The sequence below is a fragment of the Shewanella waksmanii genome (assembly GCF_043643685.1).
Classification (GTDB): domain Bacteria; phylum Pseudomonadota; class Gammaproteobacteria; order Enterobacterales; family Shewanellaceae; genus Shewanella; species Shewanella waksmanii_A.
This window is the reverse complement of the sequence record NZ_JBHZSN010000020.1, coordinates 40,128-55,819: the sequence shown is the minus strand read 5'-3', so window position 1 is coordinate 55,819 and position 15,692 is coordinate 40,128. Positions and strand designations below refer to the sequence as shown.

Annotated in this window: 13 protein-coding genes and 1 tRNA gene; 8 read left to right on the top strand and 6 right to left on the bottom strand. The window is 43.8% G+C overall.

The window, feature by feature from the left end; all coding sequences use genetic code 11:
* Positions 1–878: 878 nt before the first annotated feature.
* The gene (locus ACHUFW_RS20735; RefSeq protein ID WP_394205792.1) at positions 879–1,316 is read left to right on the top strand and encodes a DUF4124 domain-containing protein; all 438 of its coding nucleotides are present in this window, start codon (positions 879–881) and stop codon (positions 1,314–1,316) included.
* A gap of 78 nt (positions 1,317–1,394) precedes the next feature.
* On the opposite strand, the gene ACHUFW_RS20730 is transcribed toward ACHUFW_RS20735, so the two are convergent.
* From ACHUFW_RS20730 to rluD, 4 genes are all read right to left on the bottom strand, one after another.
* Positions 1,395–1,706: a hypothetical protein gene (locus ACHUFW_RS20730; RefSeq protein ID WP_394205791.1), complete on the bottom strand. Its 312-nt coding sequence runs from the start codon at positions 1,704–1,706 to the stop codon at positions 1,395–1,397.
* Positions 1,707–1,821: 115 nt separating this feature from the next.
* Entirely contained in the window at positions 1,822–4,395 is a 2,574-nt protein-coding gene (clpB, locus tag ACHUFW_RS20725; RefSeq protein ID WP_394205790.1) for an ATP-dependent chaperone ClpB, read from the bottom strand.
* Positions 4,396–4,516: 121 nt separating this feature from the next.
* On the bottom strand, positions 4,517–5,233 hold the full coding sequence (pgeF, locus tag ACHUFW_RS20720) for a peptidoglycan editing factor PgeF (protein WP_394205789.1): 717 nt from the start codon (positions 5,231–5,233) through the stop codon (positions 4,517–4,519).
* Positions 5,233–6,204, bottom strand: coding sequence for a 23S rRNA pseudouridine(1911/1915/1917) synthase RluD (gene rluD / locus ACHUFW_RS20715; protein WP_394205788.1), 972 nt, complete (start codon positions 6,202–6,204; stop codon positions 5,233–5,235). Before rluD ends, pgeF begins: the two co-directional genes overlap by 1 nt.
* A gap of 122 nt (positions 6,205–6,326) precedes the next feature.
* On the opposite strand from rluD, the gene ACHUFW_RS20710 reads away from it, so the two are divergent.
* From ACHUFW_RS20710 to ACHUFW_RS20700, 3 genes are all read left to right on the top strand, one after another.
* On the top strand, positions 6,327–7,088 hold the full coding sequence (locus tag ACHUFW_RS20710; protein WP_394205787.1) for an outer membrane protein assembly factor BamD: 762 nt from the start codon (positions 6,327–6,329) through the stop codon (positions 7,086–7,088).
* 466 nt (positions 7,089–7,554) lie between these two features.
* Positions 7,555–7,630, top strand: a tRNA-Phe gene (locus ACHUFW_RS20705).
* A 223-nt stretch (positions 7,631–7,853) separates the two neighbouring features.
* Positions 7,854–9,479, top strand: a complete 1,626-nt coding sequence (locus ACHUFW_RS20700; RefSeq protein WP_394205786.1) for a methyl-accepting chemotaxis protein — start codon at positions 7,854–7,856, stop codon at positions 9,477–9,479.
* Positions 9,480–9,613: 134 nt separating this feature from the next.
* On the opposite strand, the gene ACHUFW_RS20695 is transcribed toward ACHUFW_RS20700, so the two are convergent.
* Positions 9,614–11,476, bottom strand: coding sequence for a methyl-accepting chemotaxis protein (locus tag ACHUFW_RS20695; protein ID WP_394205785.1), 1,863 nt, complete (start codon positions 11,474–11,476; stop codon positions 9,614–9,616).
* Positions 11,477–11,754: 278 nt separating this feature from the next.
* On the opposite strand from ACHUFW_RS20695, the gene lhpI reads away from it, so the two are divergent.
* From lhpI to ACHUFW_RS20675, 4 genes are all read left to right on the top strand, one after another.
* Complete coding sequence (gene lhpI / locus ACHUFW_RS20690) at positions 11,755–12,699, top strand: bifunctional Delta(1)-pyrroline-2-carboxylate/Delta(1)-piperideine-2-carboxylate reductase (RefSeq protein ID WP_394205784.1); 945 nt, start codon at positions 11,755–11,757, stop codon at positions 12,697–12,699.
* 146 nt (positions 12,700–12,845) lie between these two features.
* Entirely contained in the window at positions 12,846–13,385 is a 540-nt protein-coding gene (locus ACHUFW_RS20685) for an RNA polymerase sigma factor (RefSeq protein WP_394205783.1), read from the top strand.
* Positions 13,382–13,882, top strand: a complete 501-nt coding sequence (locus ACHUFW_RS20680) for a hypothetical protein (protein WP_394205782.1) — start codon at positions 13,382–13,384, stop codon at positions 13,880–13,882. Before ACHUFW_RS20685 ends, ACHUFW_RS20680 begins: the two co-directional genes overlap by 4 nt.
* On the top strand, positions 13,879–14,820 hold the full coding sequence (locus tag ACHUFW_RS20675; RefSeq protein ID WP_394205781.1) for a DUF4097 family beta strand repeat-containing protein: 942 nt from the start codon (positions 13,879–13,881) through the stop codon (positions 14,818–14,820). Before ACHUFW_RS20680 ends, ACHUFW_RS20675 begins: the two co-directional genes overlap by 4 nt.
* A 29-nt stretch (positions 14,821–14,849) precedes the next feature.
* On the opposite strand, the gene rsuA is transcribed toward ACHUFW_RS20675, so the two are convergent.
* A complete protein-coding gene (gene rsuA, locus ACHUFW_RS20670) occupies positions 14,850–15,539 on the bottom strand; it encodes a 16S rRNA pseudouridine(516) synthase RsuA (protein ID WP_394205780.1) in 690 nt (229 codons plus the stop codon).
* Between the last annotated feature and the right edge of the window lie 153 nt (positions 15,540–15,692).

Below are 15,692 nucleotides of genomic sequence, written 5' to 3'. Positions count from 1 at the left end.
GCGTCAAGTGATTTTTTAAAAAGTTTTTTAAGTGGTTACTTAGTGCACATCAGTGCGTTAAGTCACAGCTAAAAAACCGTATAGCTTGCTGCCCTGACTAGTCTGTACATCGCTATGTAGCGCTGCTTGCCGTGTCAGTGGGAGCGCATTATAGGGAGCTGAAGTTTTTGTGCAAGCGCTTTTTACAAAAAAACACTCAAGCGAACAAAAAACAGTCAACTCGACATCAAAATAAAGACTAACACTGATATCTAATGCACTAACAACGTGTTCTACGCTAATTCAGTCAAAGCCTTTAACCCATGTAGATACCGCAAAAGGCTTTAGTCTTAAGCTCATTCACCAAGTGACGCTGTATAAATTTGCCATTAGATGAACTTGCCGTTAGATGAATTTGTCACTAAGACAATTTTCCAACCGGAAAATAAGTTTGGCACAGGATATATGTTCTTGCAGAATTTATTTTCCCGGTCCTGCCACCAACCGAAATAACTGACACCCTACCAATAACTGACACCGGAATAGTCAAACTAAGTATACGAGCCACTGAGTAAGATAGGCAGTTGCTAATTACTTATACTTATACTTACTTAGCGGTCAGTTTTTGCAATCAGCCCAAAGCCCAGTATATTAAAAGATATACCATTAAGGCGTGTTGAATTTTCAAGATAGTACTTAGGGCAGAAAGCAAAACTAGTCGAAATCGATTTAAGTGCGATGACAAGCATGTCGCTTTAGCTATGCTAGAGATAAGCTTGTCAACTAATAAACGGTTTAACTACGCCCTTTGTCAGTCTCTTTGGCAGCATGAACGAGAAAAATATCCTCGTTGCCACACGTTTTTATATAATTAGCGACACATTATCTAGGTAGGCCCTATGAGATACATTATTAGCGTGCTAATCAGTTTACCCCTGTTAACTAGCCTATCGGCTAACGCAACCACCATTTATAAATGGGTAGATAAAAACGGTGTCACTCATTATAGCCAGCAACAACCACAACAAGGCGAAGCAGAAAAACTCTATAGTGAAGATATAGAGCAAGCACCCATTGGTTTTGAGTCCCCAAAAGTCCCTGAAGAAGTCACACAGCAAGATGAGTTGACTGTCGCTGCAGAAACAATCACTCGCCAAGATCAAGCACAGGCCAAAGCAATCTGTGATAGTGCTAAGCACCAACTCAATCTACTACAAACCAGTGCTAGGTTACGTAAAAAAGATCCTGAAACTGGTGAAATAGAAATGATGACAGATGAACAAAAGCAGGCAGAAATCGCTAATCAACAAAAACGCATTAAACTATTCTGCCAATAACAATGACTGATATAGCAAAAAGCCGAAGTGATTTTCATACTTCGGCTTTTTGTTTAGGCAACATCGTCAATCTGAATGCTATTTAGATTGAACCGTATACATCGAACGAGTGACACCATCACTGCATGATTGGACGCCAGAGTCCCAACCACTATCAAATTGGTCAAGACCATCGAGCACTTCGTCTTTCATGCTATTTACATCACCAGTGTATGTTCCTTCACTTTTCGCAACGGCACTTCGACAACCGATGTTATAACCATAATGGTATAAGCTGGTGTACTCGGTATTACCAACACCGATCACGTCAGACGATGGTGTAGGTGAAGAGCTGCATCCACCTACAGTTAATCCAAACAGTACAACTAGTGCAACTTTTGCTTTCTGCATACGTATATCCTTATTCAACCAACTGGTTTTATTAAACAGCGTTACTATCAAGCTAGCTGAAGTTAAGCAATTGAGCAATCATTAATCACCAAGTTGGTTGTGTTCACCGCAGCAGCTATTGCTCAAACGCTAACTCACCGCCATGACAACTCACCACAATAGGCTTACCCGGCACAAATTGACCACTAAGCAGTTTTTGCGCCAGTGGGTTTTCCACCTCTTGCTGCAGCGCACGTTTCAATGGACGTGCACCATAGACAGGATCGAAACCTACACGGGCAATCTGAGCTAATGCTTCTTTGCTGACCTCGATTTCATAGTCTTTTTCCGCTAGACGCGATTTAAGATTATTCAATTGAATCTCCGCGATATGGGCAATATGCTCAGCCTCCAATGGATGGAACACAACAGTTTCATCGACACGATTTAAAAACTCAGGCCTAAAGCTCTGGGTAACAACCCCCATTACTTGCGCCTTCATTTCGCTGTAGCTCAAACTACCAAACTGCTCTTGAATAACATCAGAGCCCAAATTAGAAGTCATGATGACCACAGTATTTCGAAAATCAACCGTGCGGCCTTGACCATCTGTTAGACGTCCATCATCTAACACCTGTAAAAGGATGTTAAACACATCTGGATGGGCCTTTTCCACCTCATCGAGCAAAATCACAGAATACGGTTTACGTCGCACTGCTTCTGTTAGGTACCCACCCTCTTCATAACCTACATAACCTGGAGGTGCCCCCACTAATCGTGATACCGAATGCTTCTCCATAAACTCAGACATGTCGATACGCACCATTGCAGATTCAGTATCAAACAAGAATTTAGCCAAAGATTTACACAGTTCAGTTTTACCCACACCGGTAGGGCCTAAAAATAGGAAAGAACCGATCGGGCGATTAGGATCTGCTAATCCAGCTCGGCTACGTCGAATCGCATTAGCCACAGCATCGACCGCTTCACTTTGTCCAATCACGCGCTGGTGTAGAGCTTGCTCCATTTTCAATAGCTTCTCTTTTTCACCTTCCAGCATTTTAGCCACCGGAATACCTGTGGCTTTCGACAATACTTCAGCAATTTCAATATCAGTGACTTTATTGCGCAATAAGGTCATATCTTGCATTTCAGCCTGTGATGCCAGATCTAACTGCTTTTCAAGTTCAGGGATTCGTCCGTATTGCAGCTCTGACATACGAGTAAGATCGCTGGCCCGTCTTGCAACCTCAAGATCCATACGAGCTTGCTCTAAATCAGCTTTAATATGCTGTGTACCCGCAAGAGCCGCCTTCTCAGTATGCCAAATTTCATTTAATTCAGCTGCCTTGGCATCCACGTCTTTTAATTCTGTACGCAAAGTATCTAAACGACGCATACTTGCTTCGTCAGTCTCTTTACTCAATGCTTGCTCTTCAAGCTTTAACTGAATAGCACGACGTTCTAACTTATCTAATGGTTCAGGTTTAGAATCGATTTGAATTCGAATGCTCGAAGCCGCTTCATCAATGAGATCAATGGCCTTATCCGGCAACTTTCTGTCTGAAACATATCGATGCGACATACTCGCTGCTGCCACAATCGCAGGATCGGTGATCTCCACATGATGATGAAGTTCATAGCGCTCTTTAAGACCACGTAAAATTGCAATGGTATCTTCAACGTTTGGTTCTTCAACCAACACCTTTTGAAAACGACGTTCTAGAGCAGCGTCTTTTTCAATATATTGACGATATTCATCTAAGGTTGTAGCACCGACACAGTGTAAATCACCGCGAGCTAAAGCAGGTTTTAGCATGTTACCTGCATCCATAGCGCCATCGCCCTTACCGGCTCCGACCATAGTATGCAACTCATCAATGAACAGAATCACCTGGCCTTCTTCTTGTGAAAGCTCATTTAAAACCGCTTTAAGTCGCTCTTCGAATTCACCACGGTATTTTGCGCCAGCGACTAGCGCCCCCATATCTAATGATAATACCCGCTTATTTTTAATCCCTTCGGGTACCTCGCCGTTAATAATTCGCTGTGCAAGCCCCTCAACAATTGCGGTCTTACCTACACCCGGTTCACCAATTAATACTGGGTTGTTCTTACTTCGGCGTTGCAATACCTGCACAGTGCGCCTAATTTCATCGTCGCGACCAATAACCGGATCAAGTTTTCCTTGCTCTGCACGTTCAGTCAGATCAACGGTAAACTTCTTCAGTGCTTGACGCTGATCTTCTGCATTAGGGTCATCAATGTTCTTACCTGAACGTACGCTTTGAATAGTTTGCTCTAACAACTCTTTGGTTGCGCCGGACTTTTTCAAACTCTGAGCAAGTACATCGTTGCCTTCTAATGCAGCTAACACAAATAGCTCACTGGAAATAAACTTGTCTTTGCGCTTTTGCGCTAACTTGTCACATAGGTTTAGTAATCGAATTAATGCTTGTGATAGTTGAACATCCCCACCCGTGCCTTCCACTTTGGGTAGTCGTTCCAACTCTTGGCTTAATAACGAGCGTAAACTACTTACTTGAATACCAGCTTGGGTTAATAATGGATGAATAGAACCGCCATCTTGATTTAACAGCGCCATCATTAGATGAGTCGGTTCAATGAACTGGTGATCGCGCCCCAAAGCTAATGATTGTGCATCGGAGATAGCGATTTGAAATTTGTTGGTCATACGATCGAGTCGCATATACTGCCTCCTAATCTACAAATAAAACAGCACTCTAGTCTGATTAATAATATAGATGGGGTTGAGTTGATTTTTTTCAAGTCAACCGACGGCGTGTTTGATACAAGCGTGAGGTAGATGCTTACTCACGCCAAATCAGCGATGCCATACGACCAGTCGTCGTCTCTCGCCGATAGGAAAAGTAATCCGATGCATTTTGATAGGTGCAGTGCCCAAGCGTATAGACTTGCTCTACACCACTTAAATTAAGTCGCCTAGCTGCTAGGCCTTGAAGATCTGCTAAGTATTTGTCACCAAAAGAGCGAAAATACTGCTGACTTGCAGCGTCAACCGCGGTAAACGCCGCCCTCACTTCAGGGCCAACCTCGAACGACTGTTGGCCGATAGCGGGACCAAGATAGGCTATAATATCTCGGCTGTCCCCCGTAAACTGCGTTAATGCTGACTCAATAACACCATCACATAAACCTCGCCAACCAGCATGAACCGCTGCTAGCTGTTTTCCTCCTCTGTCACACAACAACACAGGTAAACAATCAGCCGTCATAACCACGCAAACCTGATGTTGACTGGTAGTAAAACTGCCATCAGCGGTACGATTATTGTCATTATCAAGATTAACGACACAGGTTCCATGCACCTGCTCAAGCCAAGGCAAACAGGTATCTAGCCCATAAATTTGTTGCAGCCGCTTTCGGTTTTCAGCCACAGCCTCAGGCGAATCACCAACATGATCGCCTAAGTTTAAACTGTCATATGGCGCACCACTCACTCCACCAGCTCTTGTAGTGAATACCAGCTTGACACCATTGGGAATGAACCAGTTTGCAGGAATCATTAGTACGCCGCTGGATGTTCTTGGGTGTCTTGGCGCAATGCTTTAGTTAAGGTTTGCATATCTTCAGGAATAGGCGCCTGCCAACTCATGATTTCACATGTATATGGGTGGGCTAACTCTAATCGAACTGCGTGCAGTGCCTGACGCTTAAAACCTTGAAGCACTTCCATTAACTCTGCAGATGCCGCCTTAGGTGGACGAGGTCGTCCGCCGTATACAGGATCGCCAGCAAGCACGTGACCAATGTGCTCCATGTGCACACGAATTTGGTGAGTACGACCAGTTTCCAGTCGTAATCTTAGCCGTGTATGCGCACGGAACTTCTCTGCAACACGGTAATGTGTCACCGATGGACGGCCGGCATGATGTACTGTCATATGGGTACGTTTAGTGGCATGTCGATCGATAGGCGCATCGACCGTACCACCTGCTGTCATAGTACCTGTGACAATCGCCTCATATTCACGCACGATCTCACGGGCTTGCAGCGCCGCAACTAAATGAGTTTGGGCCTCAACCGTTTTCGCTACCACCATAAGCCCGGTGGTATCTTTATCTAATCGGTGCACAATTCCTGCGCGAGGAACCAAGTCGATGCCTGGACAATGATGTAATAATGCATTCATTAGCGTGCCATCGGTATTTCCAGCGCCAGGATGAACCACTAACCCCGCTTGTTTATTGATCACCAAAATATGGTCATCTTCATAAACGATATCGAGATCTATCGCTTGTGCTTCAGCTTTGGTTTCTTCTTCAAGCTTTGCTTCAATGGCAACTACCTGCCCTTCTAAAACTTTTTCACGTGGCTTGGTTGCCACTACACCATCAATGTAAACAGCACCAGTCTGAATCCACTCTTTGATACGTGTACGCGAATAATCGGGGAACAATTCGGCCAAAGTTTGGTCCAATCTCTGCCCTGTTTGAGTTGCTGCGATCTCGCTTTTTAGATTAATCTCTTGTGTCATAGGAACCGTACCCGCGTTTTGGGGTCCAAAAAAATGTGCTATCTGTTACAATCGGATTGTTTCTATTTTATAGTGAAATGGAAAAATTCTTAACTACAACTTTAAAAGAATCGAATTCAAGTATGCATAACATTGCCAAATTAGCTTCTATCGCCTTGATATCATTAGGCTTAACAGCCTGCAGTAGTAGCCCAGAAGATGACATGGAATTTAGCAAATCTTCTCCAGAAGTGCTCTATTCTCAAGCGCGCAACTCAATGGAGCTCGGAAATTACTCTAAAGCGGTTCGCTCATTGGAAGCTTTAGATTCAAGATATCCATTTGGACCACATAAGACTCAAGTCCAACTTGATTTGATTTATGCTTACTACAAATTAGATGATCCAGCCTCTGGTATCGCTAATATCGACCGCTTTATTCGTCTCAATCCGACCCATAAAGATATCGACTATGTCTATTACATGCGTGGGCTAGTCAACATGCAGTCTGATAGCTACTTGTTCCACGACATGTTAAATATTGATCGTACTGACCGTGACCCTAAAGTCGCCCAAGACGCGTTTAAAGACTTTGACCGATTGATTAAACAATATCCAAACAGCAAGTATGCTGCTGATGCACAAAAGCGTATGCAGTATTTGAAAAACCGCTTAGCCAAATATTCTATTGCAGTCGCTGAATACTATATGAAAATGAATGCATGGAGTGCGGCAGCAGTGCGAGCTCAATCGGTGATGGAAGGCTATCCAGGAACACCTTCGACCGAACGTGCACTAGAAATTATGGCATCAGCTTACGGTGAACTTGGTCAAGATAAACTAAAAGACAACGTACTGACGGTGATGCAAGCTAACTTTCCAAACAATAGCATGCTTAACAACTAGTCTAGCTTAACGCTTAATACCCGATAAAAGCCCCATCATAGGGGCTTTTTTATTTTTGGCACTGAGTAGCTGCCAACACTGAGCTCTTAGCGATCTGGTTTTAGTCGATGCCAAATTAGATACATGGTGAATCATGTTGTGAAATCGGCATGCGTGCTCATGATACGCACCTAAGTGAAACCTGCTGGTCCAAAGAAGCTATTAAACTTAACAGCACTCACTCCCATCGTCCATGCTCAAAATCTACCCTCATCAACAGTGCCTATTGTTTATATAAGCGACAAGTGACATTTTAAGCTGGCATCAGACTGTCTGCTCTTGTTTACTCCCCCTTACTAGCTAAACATGCCAATGTGAACACATTAGCAACAATTGGCACAAAAGATGTGCAAACAAGCTATTTCAGGCAATAAAATTCAGAAAACAGTTGACTCAAAACCACAAAAGCTTTTTAATGCACCCCGTCGCCCGAATAGCTCAGTTGGTAGAGCAGAGGATTGAAAATCCTCGTGTCCCTGGTTCGATTCCGGGTTCGGGCACCATATTTAGATTAGGTGCTGCGGCATCTAAACAAGAAAACCTCGCATTGCGAGGTTTTTTTTTGCCTACGATTTTCTTCCTAGCCAACCTGCAACTTCAGCCTTGGTCATCGTAATTATTTATCTGCTAACCCATGCAATATCAGCAGGTTTTGCTATACCTAATAAATACGACTAACGCCTGACAAACTATACGAAAGACCTAGGACCAAGGAGCTTGTTGGCCATGAACAATATCCAACTCAAACATAAAATGGCTTTTGGCATTTTGTTGCCACTTACCTTACTGGTTTTAATCTGCATTCTCGCATTGAATATGATGAGCCAGATCGAAAAAGGGGTGAACTCTATCTATGAGGATCGTGTGGTTCCCTTAGAGGATTTGAAAATCATCGCTGATGATTATGCGGTATCTGTTATCGATGCCATTAACAAAGCCAATGCCGGTGGGTTCACCGCCCAAGAGGCCACCAAGGCCCTACAAGAAGCCAAGCAAAATATCACCATGGTGTGGGGCAAATACATGCAAACTACCCTGACGCGCGAAGAAGCACGGCTTGTAGATGAAGCCAAGTCACTCTTTATACCAGCCAACGAAAGTATTAACGCGTTAGTCAACAAGCTGTCGAGGTTACAAGGCGATATCTCTGGTCAGCTTTCAACTGAGATCATGCCGTTATACCAAGTCATTGATCCAATCAGCGGCAAGATATCCGATTTGATAGCACTGCAATTGGATATTGCTGAACAAGAGAAGAATAAAGTCAGTGCTATTTATGACACATCAGTGTTGCTATTTATCACCTTAACGATCATCACCGCCGTCGCGGGTATATTGATTGGCCTTTGGGTTAATCGTAGTGTGATGCGCCCAGTTGAATCAATACAAACCCAGCTTGGTAACATCAAGCGCAACTCCGATCTCACCATTGAAATCAAACAATACAACAATGATGAATTAGGGCAAATTACTCAAGATATCAATGGTGTTATCGAGCACCTCAGGCATATCTTGCAAGATATTCTAGAAGCCGCTAATACCGTGACCACATCAGCTCAGGAGCTCAACGGCTTTACTCAAGCCTCAAATGAGCGCATGCATATGCAGCAAAGCGAAACGGAGCAAACTGCTACCGCCATGAATCAAATGGCTGCAACCGTTGCAGAAGTCGCCCAAAGCACCACCGCAGCGGCTGATTCTGCAAAAGATGCCGATAACCATGCTTCTCAAGGTAATAGCATTGTCCAACAATCTATGACCACTATGGTTGAACTATCCGCGCAAATCCAAAGTACCGCACAAGTGATCACCGATCTGGCCGCTGAAAGCCAAAACATCGGCAGTGTGTTAGATGTCATTAAGGGCATCGCTGAACAAACTAACCTACTGGCATTGAATGCCGCCATCGAAGCGGCACGAGCAGGTGAACAAGGCCGCGGTTTCGCCGTTGTTGCCGATGAAGTAAGAACCTTGGCACAAAGAACTCAAGAAGCAACACAAGAGATTGAAACCATGATCGAAGGCTTACAGCGAGGGGTAAAAGAAGCCGTTAATGCCATGGATGTCGGCATCACTCAAGTCGATAATGCCAATCAACAAACCAATACAGCAGGACAAGCATTACAAGACATCGTCACATCAGTGGATAACATCACAGCAATGAATACTCATATCGCGACTGCGGCTGAAGAGCAAAGCAGCGTCGCCGAAAGCATTAATCGCAGCATCATTACCATTAGTGATATCGCTTCAGAATCTAGCCGCTCCGCAGAAGAGATTAGCCACTCAGTCTCATCTCTTACTGATTTGGCTGAGAGAATGCGCCTACAAATTAGTAGCTTTAAACTATAGGTACTTCACTGAGTATTAATTCGATACGTACTCGCAGTATGCAATAGCGAATAAAAAAGCCGCCATCTCGTCGATGGCGGCTTTTTTCTATAATTACCGATTAGATCTTAAACATACTTAGATCTTAAACATATTTAGATCTTAAACATAGATACCGCATTTTGTAGTGATTCAGCTCTAGCACGAACCTCATCAGAAGAGGCGGCATTGGCATCTGCAGCAACCGATGACTCCTGTGCAATATCTCGAATAATCACCACGTTTTTGTTCACTTCAGAGGCCACCATACTTTGCTCTTCAATCGCCGCAGCGATCTGAGTACTCATGTCCATGATATTAGTGACATCTGTGTTGATTTGCTGCAACAAGGTGCCCGCACTTGCCGCTTGCTCAGCACTTTCACCACCCTGTTTCTGGGTCGCTTCCATCAATTGCACAATTGAACGAGTTCGACTTTGCAATGTCTGAATAATACCAGCAATCTCTTCGGTAGACTCTTGAGTTCGCATCGCAAGGCTACGCACTTCATCCGCAACGACCGCGAAACCTCGACCTTGCTCACCCGCGCGGGCCGCCTCAATTGCAGCATTTAGCGCTAATAGGTTGGTTTGTTCAGCAATACCACGAATCACATCCAACACGCTACCAATGGTTTCACTGTCTTTTTCTAGATCGCTTACCACCTGGGCTGAGCCATCAAGCCTTTCAGCGAGTGCTTGAATCTTCTCAATGGTCTGCTCTACCCCCTCTTGACCTTTCTGCGCATTGTCATGGGTATTGCTAGCTCTATCAGCTGCAAGTTCGGTATTTTTAGCAATTTCATCGATAGTAGCCCCCATCTCAGTGATGGCCGTAGCTACCATATCGGTTTCATTTAATTGACGACTCACACCTTCAGAGGCTTGCATCGCATTATGAGATAATTCTTGGCAAGAGTTGGTTACCGTTTCTACCGATGCCAACACCTCTTCAATCAATTCTTGGAAACTGTTCACCATACTGTTGAAGTGAGTGGCTATCATACCCAGTTCATCTTGAGCATCGTAATCGCAGCGTAAAGTGAGATCTTTGCTCTCTTCTATTTTAGTGATGGTATCGGTTAATCGCTGCACTGGATCCATAATGCTGCGTAAAATCACCACAGTAATTGCAATCACCGCAGCAGCAATAATGAAGAAGATAATCAAACTCCACATAGTTGCAGAGCTTTCCGCATCGGCAATCAACTTTAATGCCACTTCTTCTAGGCGCTTGGCATCATCCTCTGCCCGGAAAATACCTTCACGCAAAATTTTCATCTGACCTGATTCTTCATCTAGCCCTAATGCCTGATGTTTGGAGACCAACAACTTAAAGTCATTTTCATAGGCACGCATCAAACTGCTGATATCTTGCACCACGCTGTAAGAGAGATCTGACTGCTCAAGTTTTTCTAGAAAAACAACAACGTTACCTTCAAAACGGGACAAATATTTCACATCTCGACGAAGCATGAAATCTTTTTCATTGCGCCTTAATTGCAGCATAGATACCATCAAATCAGGTTGATCATATTGCTTAACCAGAGTCTCAACGTTATGAACCGCTTTGCGTAAGGTGCCATATAAGCCCGATGTTGGCGTCAGCCCTATCTCTTGTTGCATGGCAACAACGGTCTCAAAGTTACTACTGTATTGCGCTAACCCCTGGCGGAACTTAGTTAAATCATCCACCGGGATATCATAGTCAACCAACACATCATTTAACGTTGAAGAGATGGCCTCAATATTTGCCGCATCACGACGATGACGCTCGGCATATTTCATCTCGAGCCGGCCGAAAAAGTCTTTCTCGTCTTTACGTAGACCCAGAATCTCTCTTTCAAGCTCAATGACTTTCTGCGCGGCAAACGACAAATCAGATAGCACTGTATTTGAATACCGCTGTAAAGCGAACATCGCAATCAAAGACAAAATGGAAACCGCTGCACTCAATAATAACTTGTGGCGTATGAGCATAAAACAATCCTTTAGGGGCAGAACTTCTTATAAAAATAGTAGTAAACCAAAAGAAAGCGAAAAAAATCGCTGCCTGTCACAAAATCGTCACATTCTTTTATAGGTATATAGACCTATATCGACATGATTGGAAGGATATTTAGCTGTTTATTCTTCTTTTTCTAATTAATTAACTGTCAGTTGCTCAAAAAGAAATCAATTGTATTTTTGGGATAAAAATGTTGCAGCTATTTACTCCCACCTCAACAACTGAATACAATATACCAAAAGGAGCGATTATGAAGATTATTGATGCTGTACAAGTTCACCAAACGATGAATTTCAATGCGTTAATCGAGGCATTAAGAGACACGTTTGCTAAACCTGCTGGTATGCCACAACGACAGGTGTTCCCATTAGATAGTGATGAAAACAACCATGACGCCTTTGCTGTGTTACCTTCTTGGAATGACAAAACCATTGCGGTGAAAGCTTTTACTTATTTCCCTGACAACCCGAAAAAGAGCACTGAGTTAGCTAGCTTATATTCAAAAATTATGATTTTTGATCGCCAAACTGGTGTTCCTCAAGCACTTGTGGACGGCACTAGCGTGACTTACTGGCGGACCGCTGCGATATCAGCACTTGGTTCAGATTACTTAGCCCGTAAGGACGCCAGCACATTACTGCTTCTAGGCACAGGAAAATTAGCATCATTCATGGCACTAGCCCATGCAAGTGTACGTCCTATTACTAACATAATCGTTTGGGGAAGAAGTTTAGACAAAGCCGCAACGACGGTGGAGTTGATCCTCCAGCAAAGACCAGATATCAATGTCAGCGTTTGCGAAGAACTCAAACCAGCCGTGCAATCGGCAGATATCATTAGCTGCGCAACAGGTTCACCCACACCGCTTTTTAATGGTGACTGGGTTCAACCCGGTACCCACACCGATTTCGTCGGTAACCATAACCACGACAGACGTGAGTGTGATAGCCAACTTATCACTAAGGCCGATGTGTTTGTCGATTCAAAAATCAATGTGTTTGCTGAAGCAGGTGAATTACTTATTCCAGTCGAGGAAGGTGTTTTTGAACTGTCTCAGGTCAAAGGAGAACTGGCCGAACTGTGCAACGCAAAAGTTAATGGCAGAGAAAACCCACAGCAAATCACCGTCTTCAAAACCGTTGGTACCGCATTAGCCGACTTAGTTGGCGCACAACTGGTGTATCAAAGCATTTAAGCGTTTTTATCGCTACTTAGGTGCAGCATCTGCTGCGCCTTAACTCCACCCCTTTGCCAAATTGCACAATTATTTTACATTGTTGTAAACCTTTTGCTGCCTTCAAGGTGTCTAATCAATATTCACACTGGTATAGGGATATCAATTTGACCGCAAGTCTGGCCACCAAGGCTGCAACGCCCATTGCTGAAGCACAGTTAATTACTGATGCTCAAGCAGGTGATACACAAGCCTTTAAAGCACTCTATGAACTGCATCACAAGCAGATTTATGCACTGTGTTTGCGTTTGTGTGGCGATAGTGCGGTAGCAGAAGAAGCGCTTCAAGATGCATTTGTACGTGCTTGGCAAAAACTGCCGTTGTTTGCGGGCAATAGCCAGTTTTCTACTTGGCTACATAAATTGAGTGTTAACCAAGCACTGACCACTTTAAAAAAACATCGCAGCTTTTGGCATCGCTTTTTACCCATAGATGAGCATATAGAGCCTCAAGTAGAGCAAGCACATTATGAGAACCTTGATAAGCTGCTACTCAAGCTACCAGAGCGAACACGCATTGTTTTCGTGCTATTCGCCCTTGAAGGCTATACCCATCAAGAAATCGCTGAGCTGCTAGATATTGCAACAGGCACAAGCAAAGCCCAATACCATCGAGCTAAAACTTTATTACAGGAGCAGATCTTATGAGTGATAAAGCAACGCAATGGCAACAAATGCTAGATTCACTGCCTAGAGAGCTTGAACCAAGCCCCCAAGTATGGGCAAAAATCGAAGACAGAATTAGCCCAAAGCAAGGCTATTCAACAAAGGTGGCCATTGCTGCGACCCTAGTTATCGGCTTACTTATTGGCTATCTGATTCGCCCCCCACAGCATATAGATACCGACAATGCGCTACTGGCCACTATCGATGCGATTGAGCTGCAACACCAATCACAAGTATCTGCGTTAGAAGACAACCGCCAACTAGTTGGACTTAGAGACAATCAATATGAACCCATCTTCAATGATGGTATCGACCAACTTCGTAATGCGGCCAAAGAGCTATATGACAACCTGCGACGCGACCCAACCGATAAACAGTTGTGGCAAATGTGGCTCTGGACACAAAAACGCGAAATTGAACTGCTTAAACAAATGCAAAAACTGCCGAATAATCAGCTAAAAGATGGAGTGATGATATGAATATAGGACGCAAACTTAGCGCATTAATCTTGCCAATTGTATTGGTTGCACAAAGCGTATATGCCAGCGAAAAAATAGATAAGACCATAGAGGTTACTGCAGACCTAAAACTTTCCATCACAGTCCAACGCGGTGAAGTATCGGTTTCGTCTTGGGATAAACCGATGATCAGCATTAAAGGGACCTTAGATGAACTTAGCGAAGGCTTTAGCATTGAACAAGATGGCAATACTGTCAGACTAGAAGACAAAATGCCTAAGCGTTACAAAGGCAGTAATAAAAAAGGCTCTAAGTTGACCTTTATGGTTCCTAAAAATCTCACGGTGGATATGGATGGTGTCTCATCCGACTTTGACATACAAGCATTGCAGGGCAAAATCCACCTCGACACCGTCAGCGGTGACATTCAAGCTAAAACATTAAGTGACAATATCTATCTGCAAACGGTTTCTGGTGACATCATTAGTCAATCACTGTCTGGAGATGTTCGCCTAGATACTGTTTCAGGCAGCATTACCGATAGCAACAGCAAAGGCAGTATCAATTTCACTTTAGTCAGTGGTGACCTGTCCAGTGAAAGCCAAGCCAAAACTGTGCAAGCAGATCTTGTCTCTGGTAATGCCAAGCTAAAACTACAACAAGTGGATGCATTAGAGTTAAAGAGTGTGAGTGGCGATCTAAATATCACCCTCACGCAATTAACTGATAAAGCGAGCCTTGATAGTGTCAGTGGTGACATCACGATGAATTTACCACGTGATATTAATGCCCACTTTAAGATTGATGGTGGCCCTAGTGGCGACATCAGCAATGGCCTTAGCGATCACAAACCAATGAAAGCAAAATATACCCGCAGCGAATCTTTACAATTCCAACTTGGTAATGGCCAGGCTGACGTGCGGATCTCTACAATTAGCGGCGACATAGATTTAAAATAGTCATATGGCCCTCTCACGAGGGCCTTTTTTTAAACCGACTGAATCTCTTCTTCAGTAAGATAACGCCACTCTCCAGGTTCTAAATCAGCATCCAATTCAATACTGCCCACTGAGTGCCGGTGTAAAGCGACCACCTTGTTGCCCACTGCGGCAAACATACGTTTAACCTGATGATACTTACCTTCGGTAATCGTCAGTTTTGCATGATAGCTATCAATGATTTCTAATTGCGCAGGTTTTGTAAGTCCATCTTCATTGCGCAGCGCAACGCCTTGCTCGAAAGTGGCGATTAACGCATCATCAAGGGGGTCTGCAACGGTGACTAAATAGGTTTTCCCACAGTCCTTTTTAGGCGAGGTTATGCGATGAGACCACTGACCATCTGTGGTAATTAGCACTAGCCCAGTTGTATCAATATCCAAGCGCCCAGCAATATGTAATGCTTCTGGCTTTTCAATATCCAGCAAATCAATCACTGTCGGATGCATATCATCGATGGTTGCACACACAGTATCTGCCGGCTTATTCAGCATCAAAAAACGCTCACCAACGGGATTAAGCTCATCACCGTCGTAGCAAATTTTATGCTTATCTAACACCTTAAACCCAGCATCTTTGACAATGACACCATCACAGGTTACTGCTCCGGACTTAATGGCCTTTTTAGCCAAAGCGCGAGTAAAGTAACTCGACTCACATAAATATTTATCTAAACGCACAAATTAACTCTAACAAAACAGACAGGCGATTATTATGAGCTTTCACCTTGGTAATCGCAATTCAGCTTCTAAAAAGTCGTGGTTGTACAAGCTTAAAACCCGTGGTTTACGCCAAGGAAACCTTTGCTTACAGTTGATTAGGCAAAAAGGTTC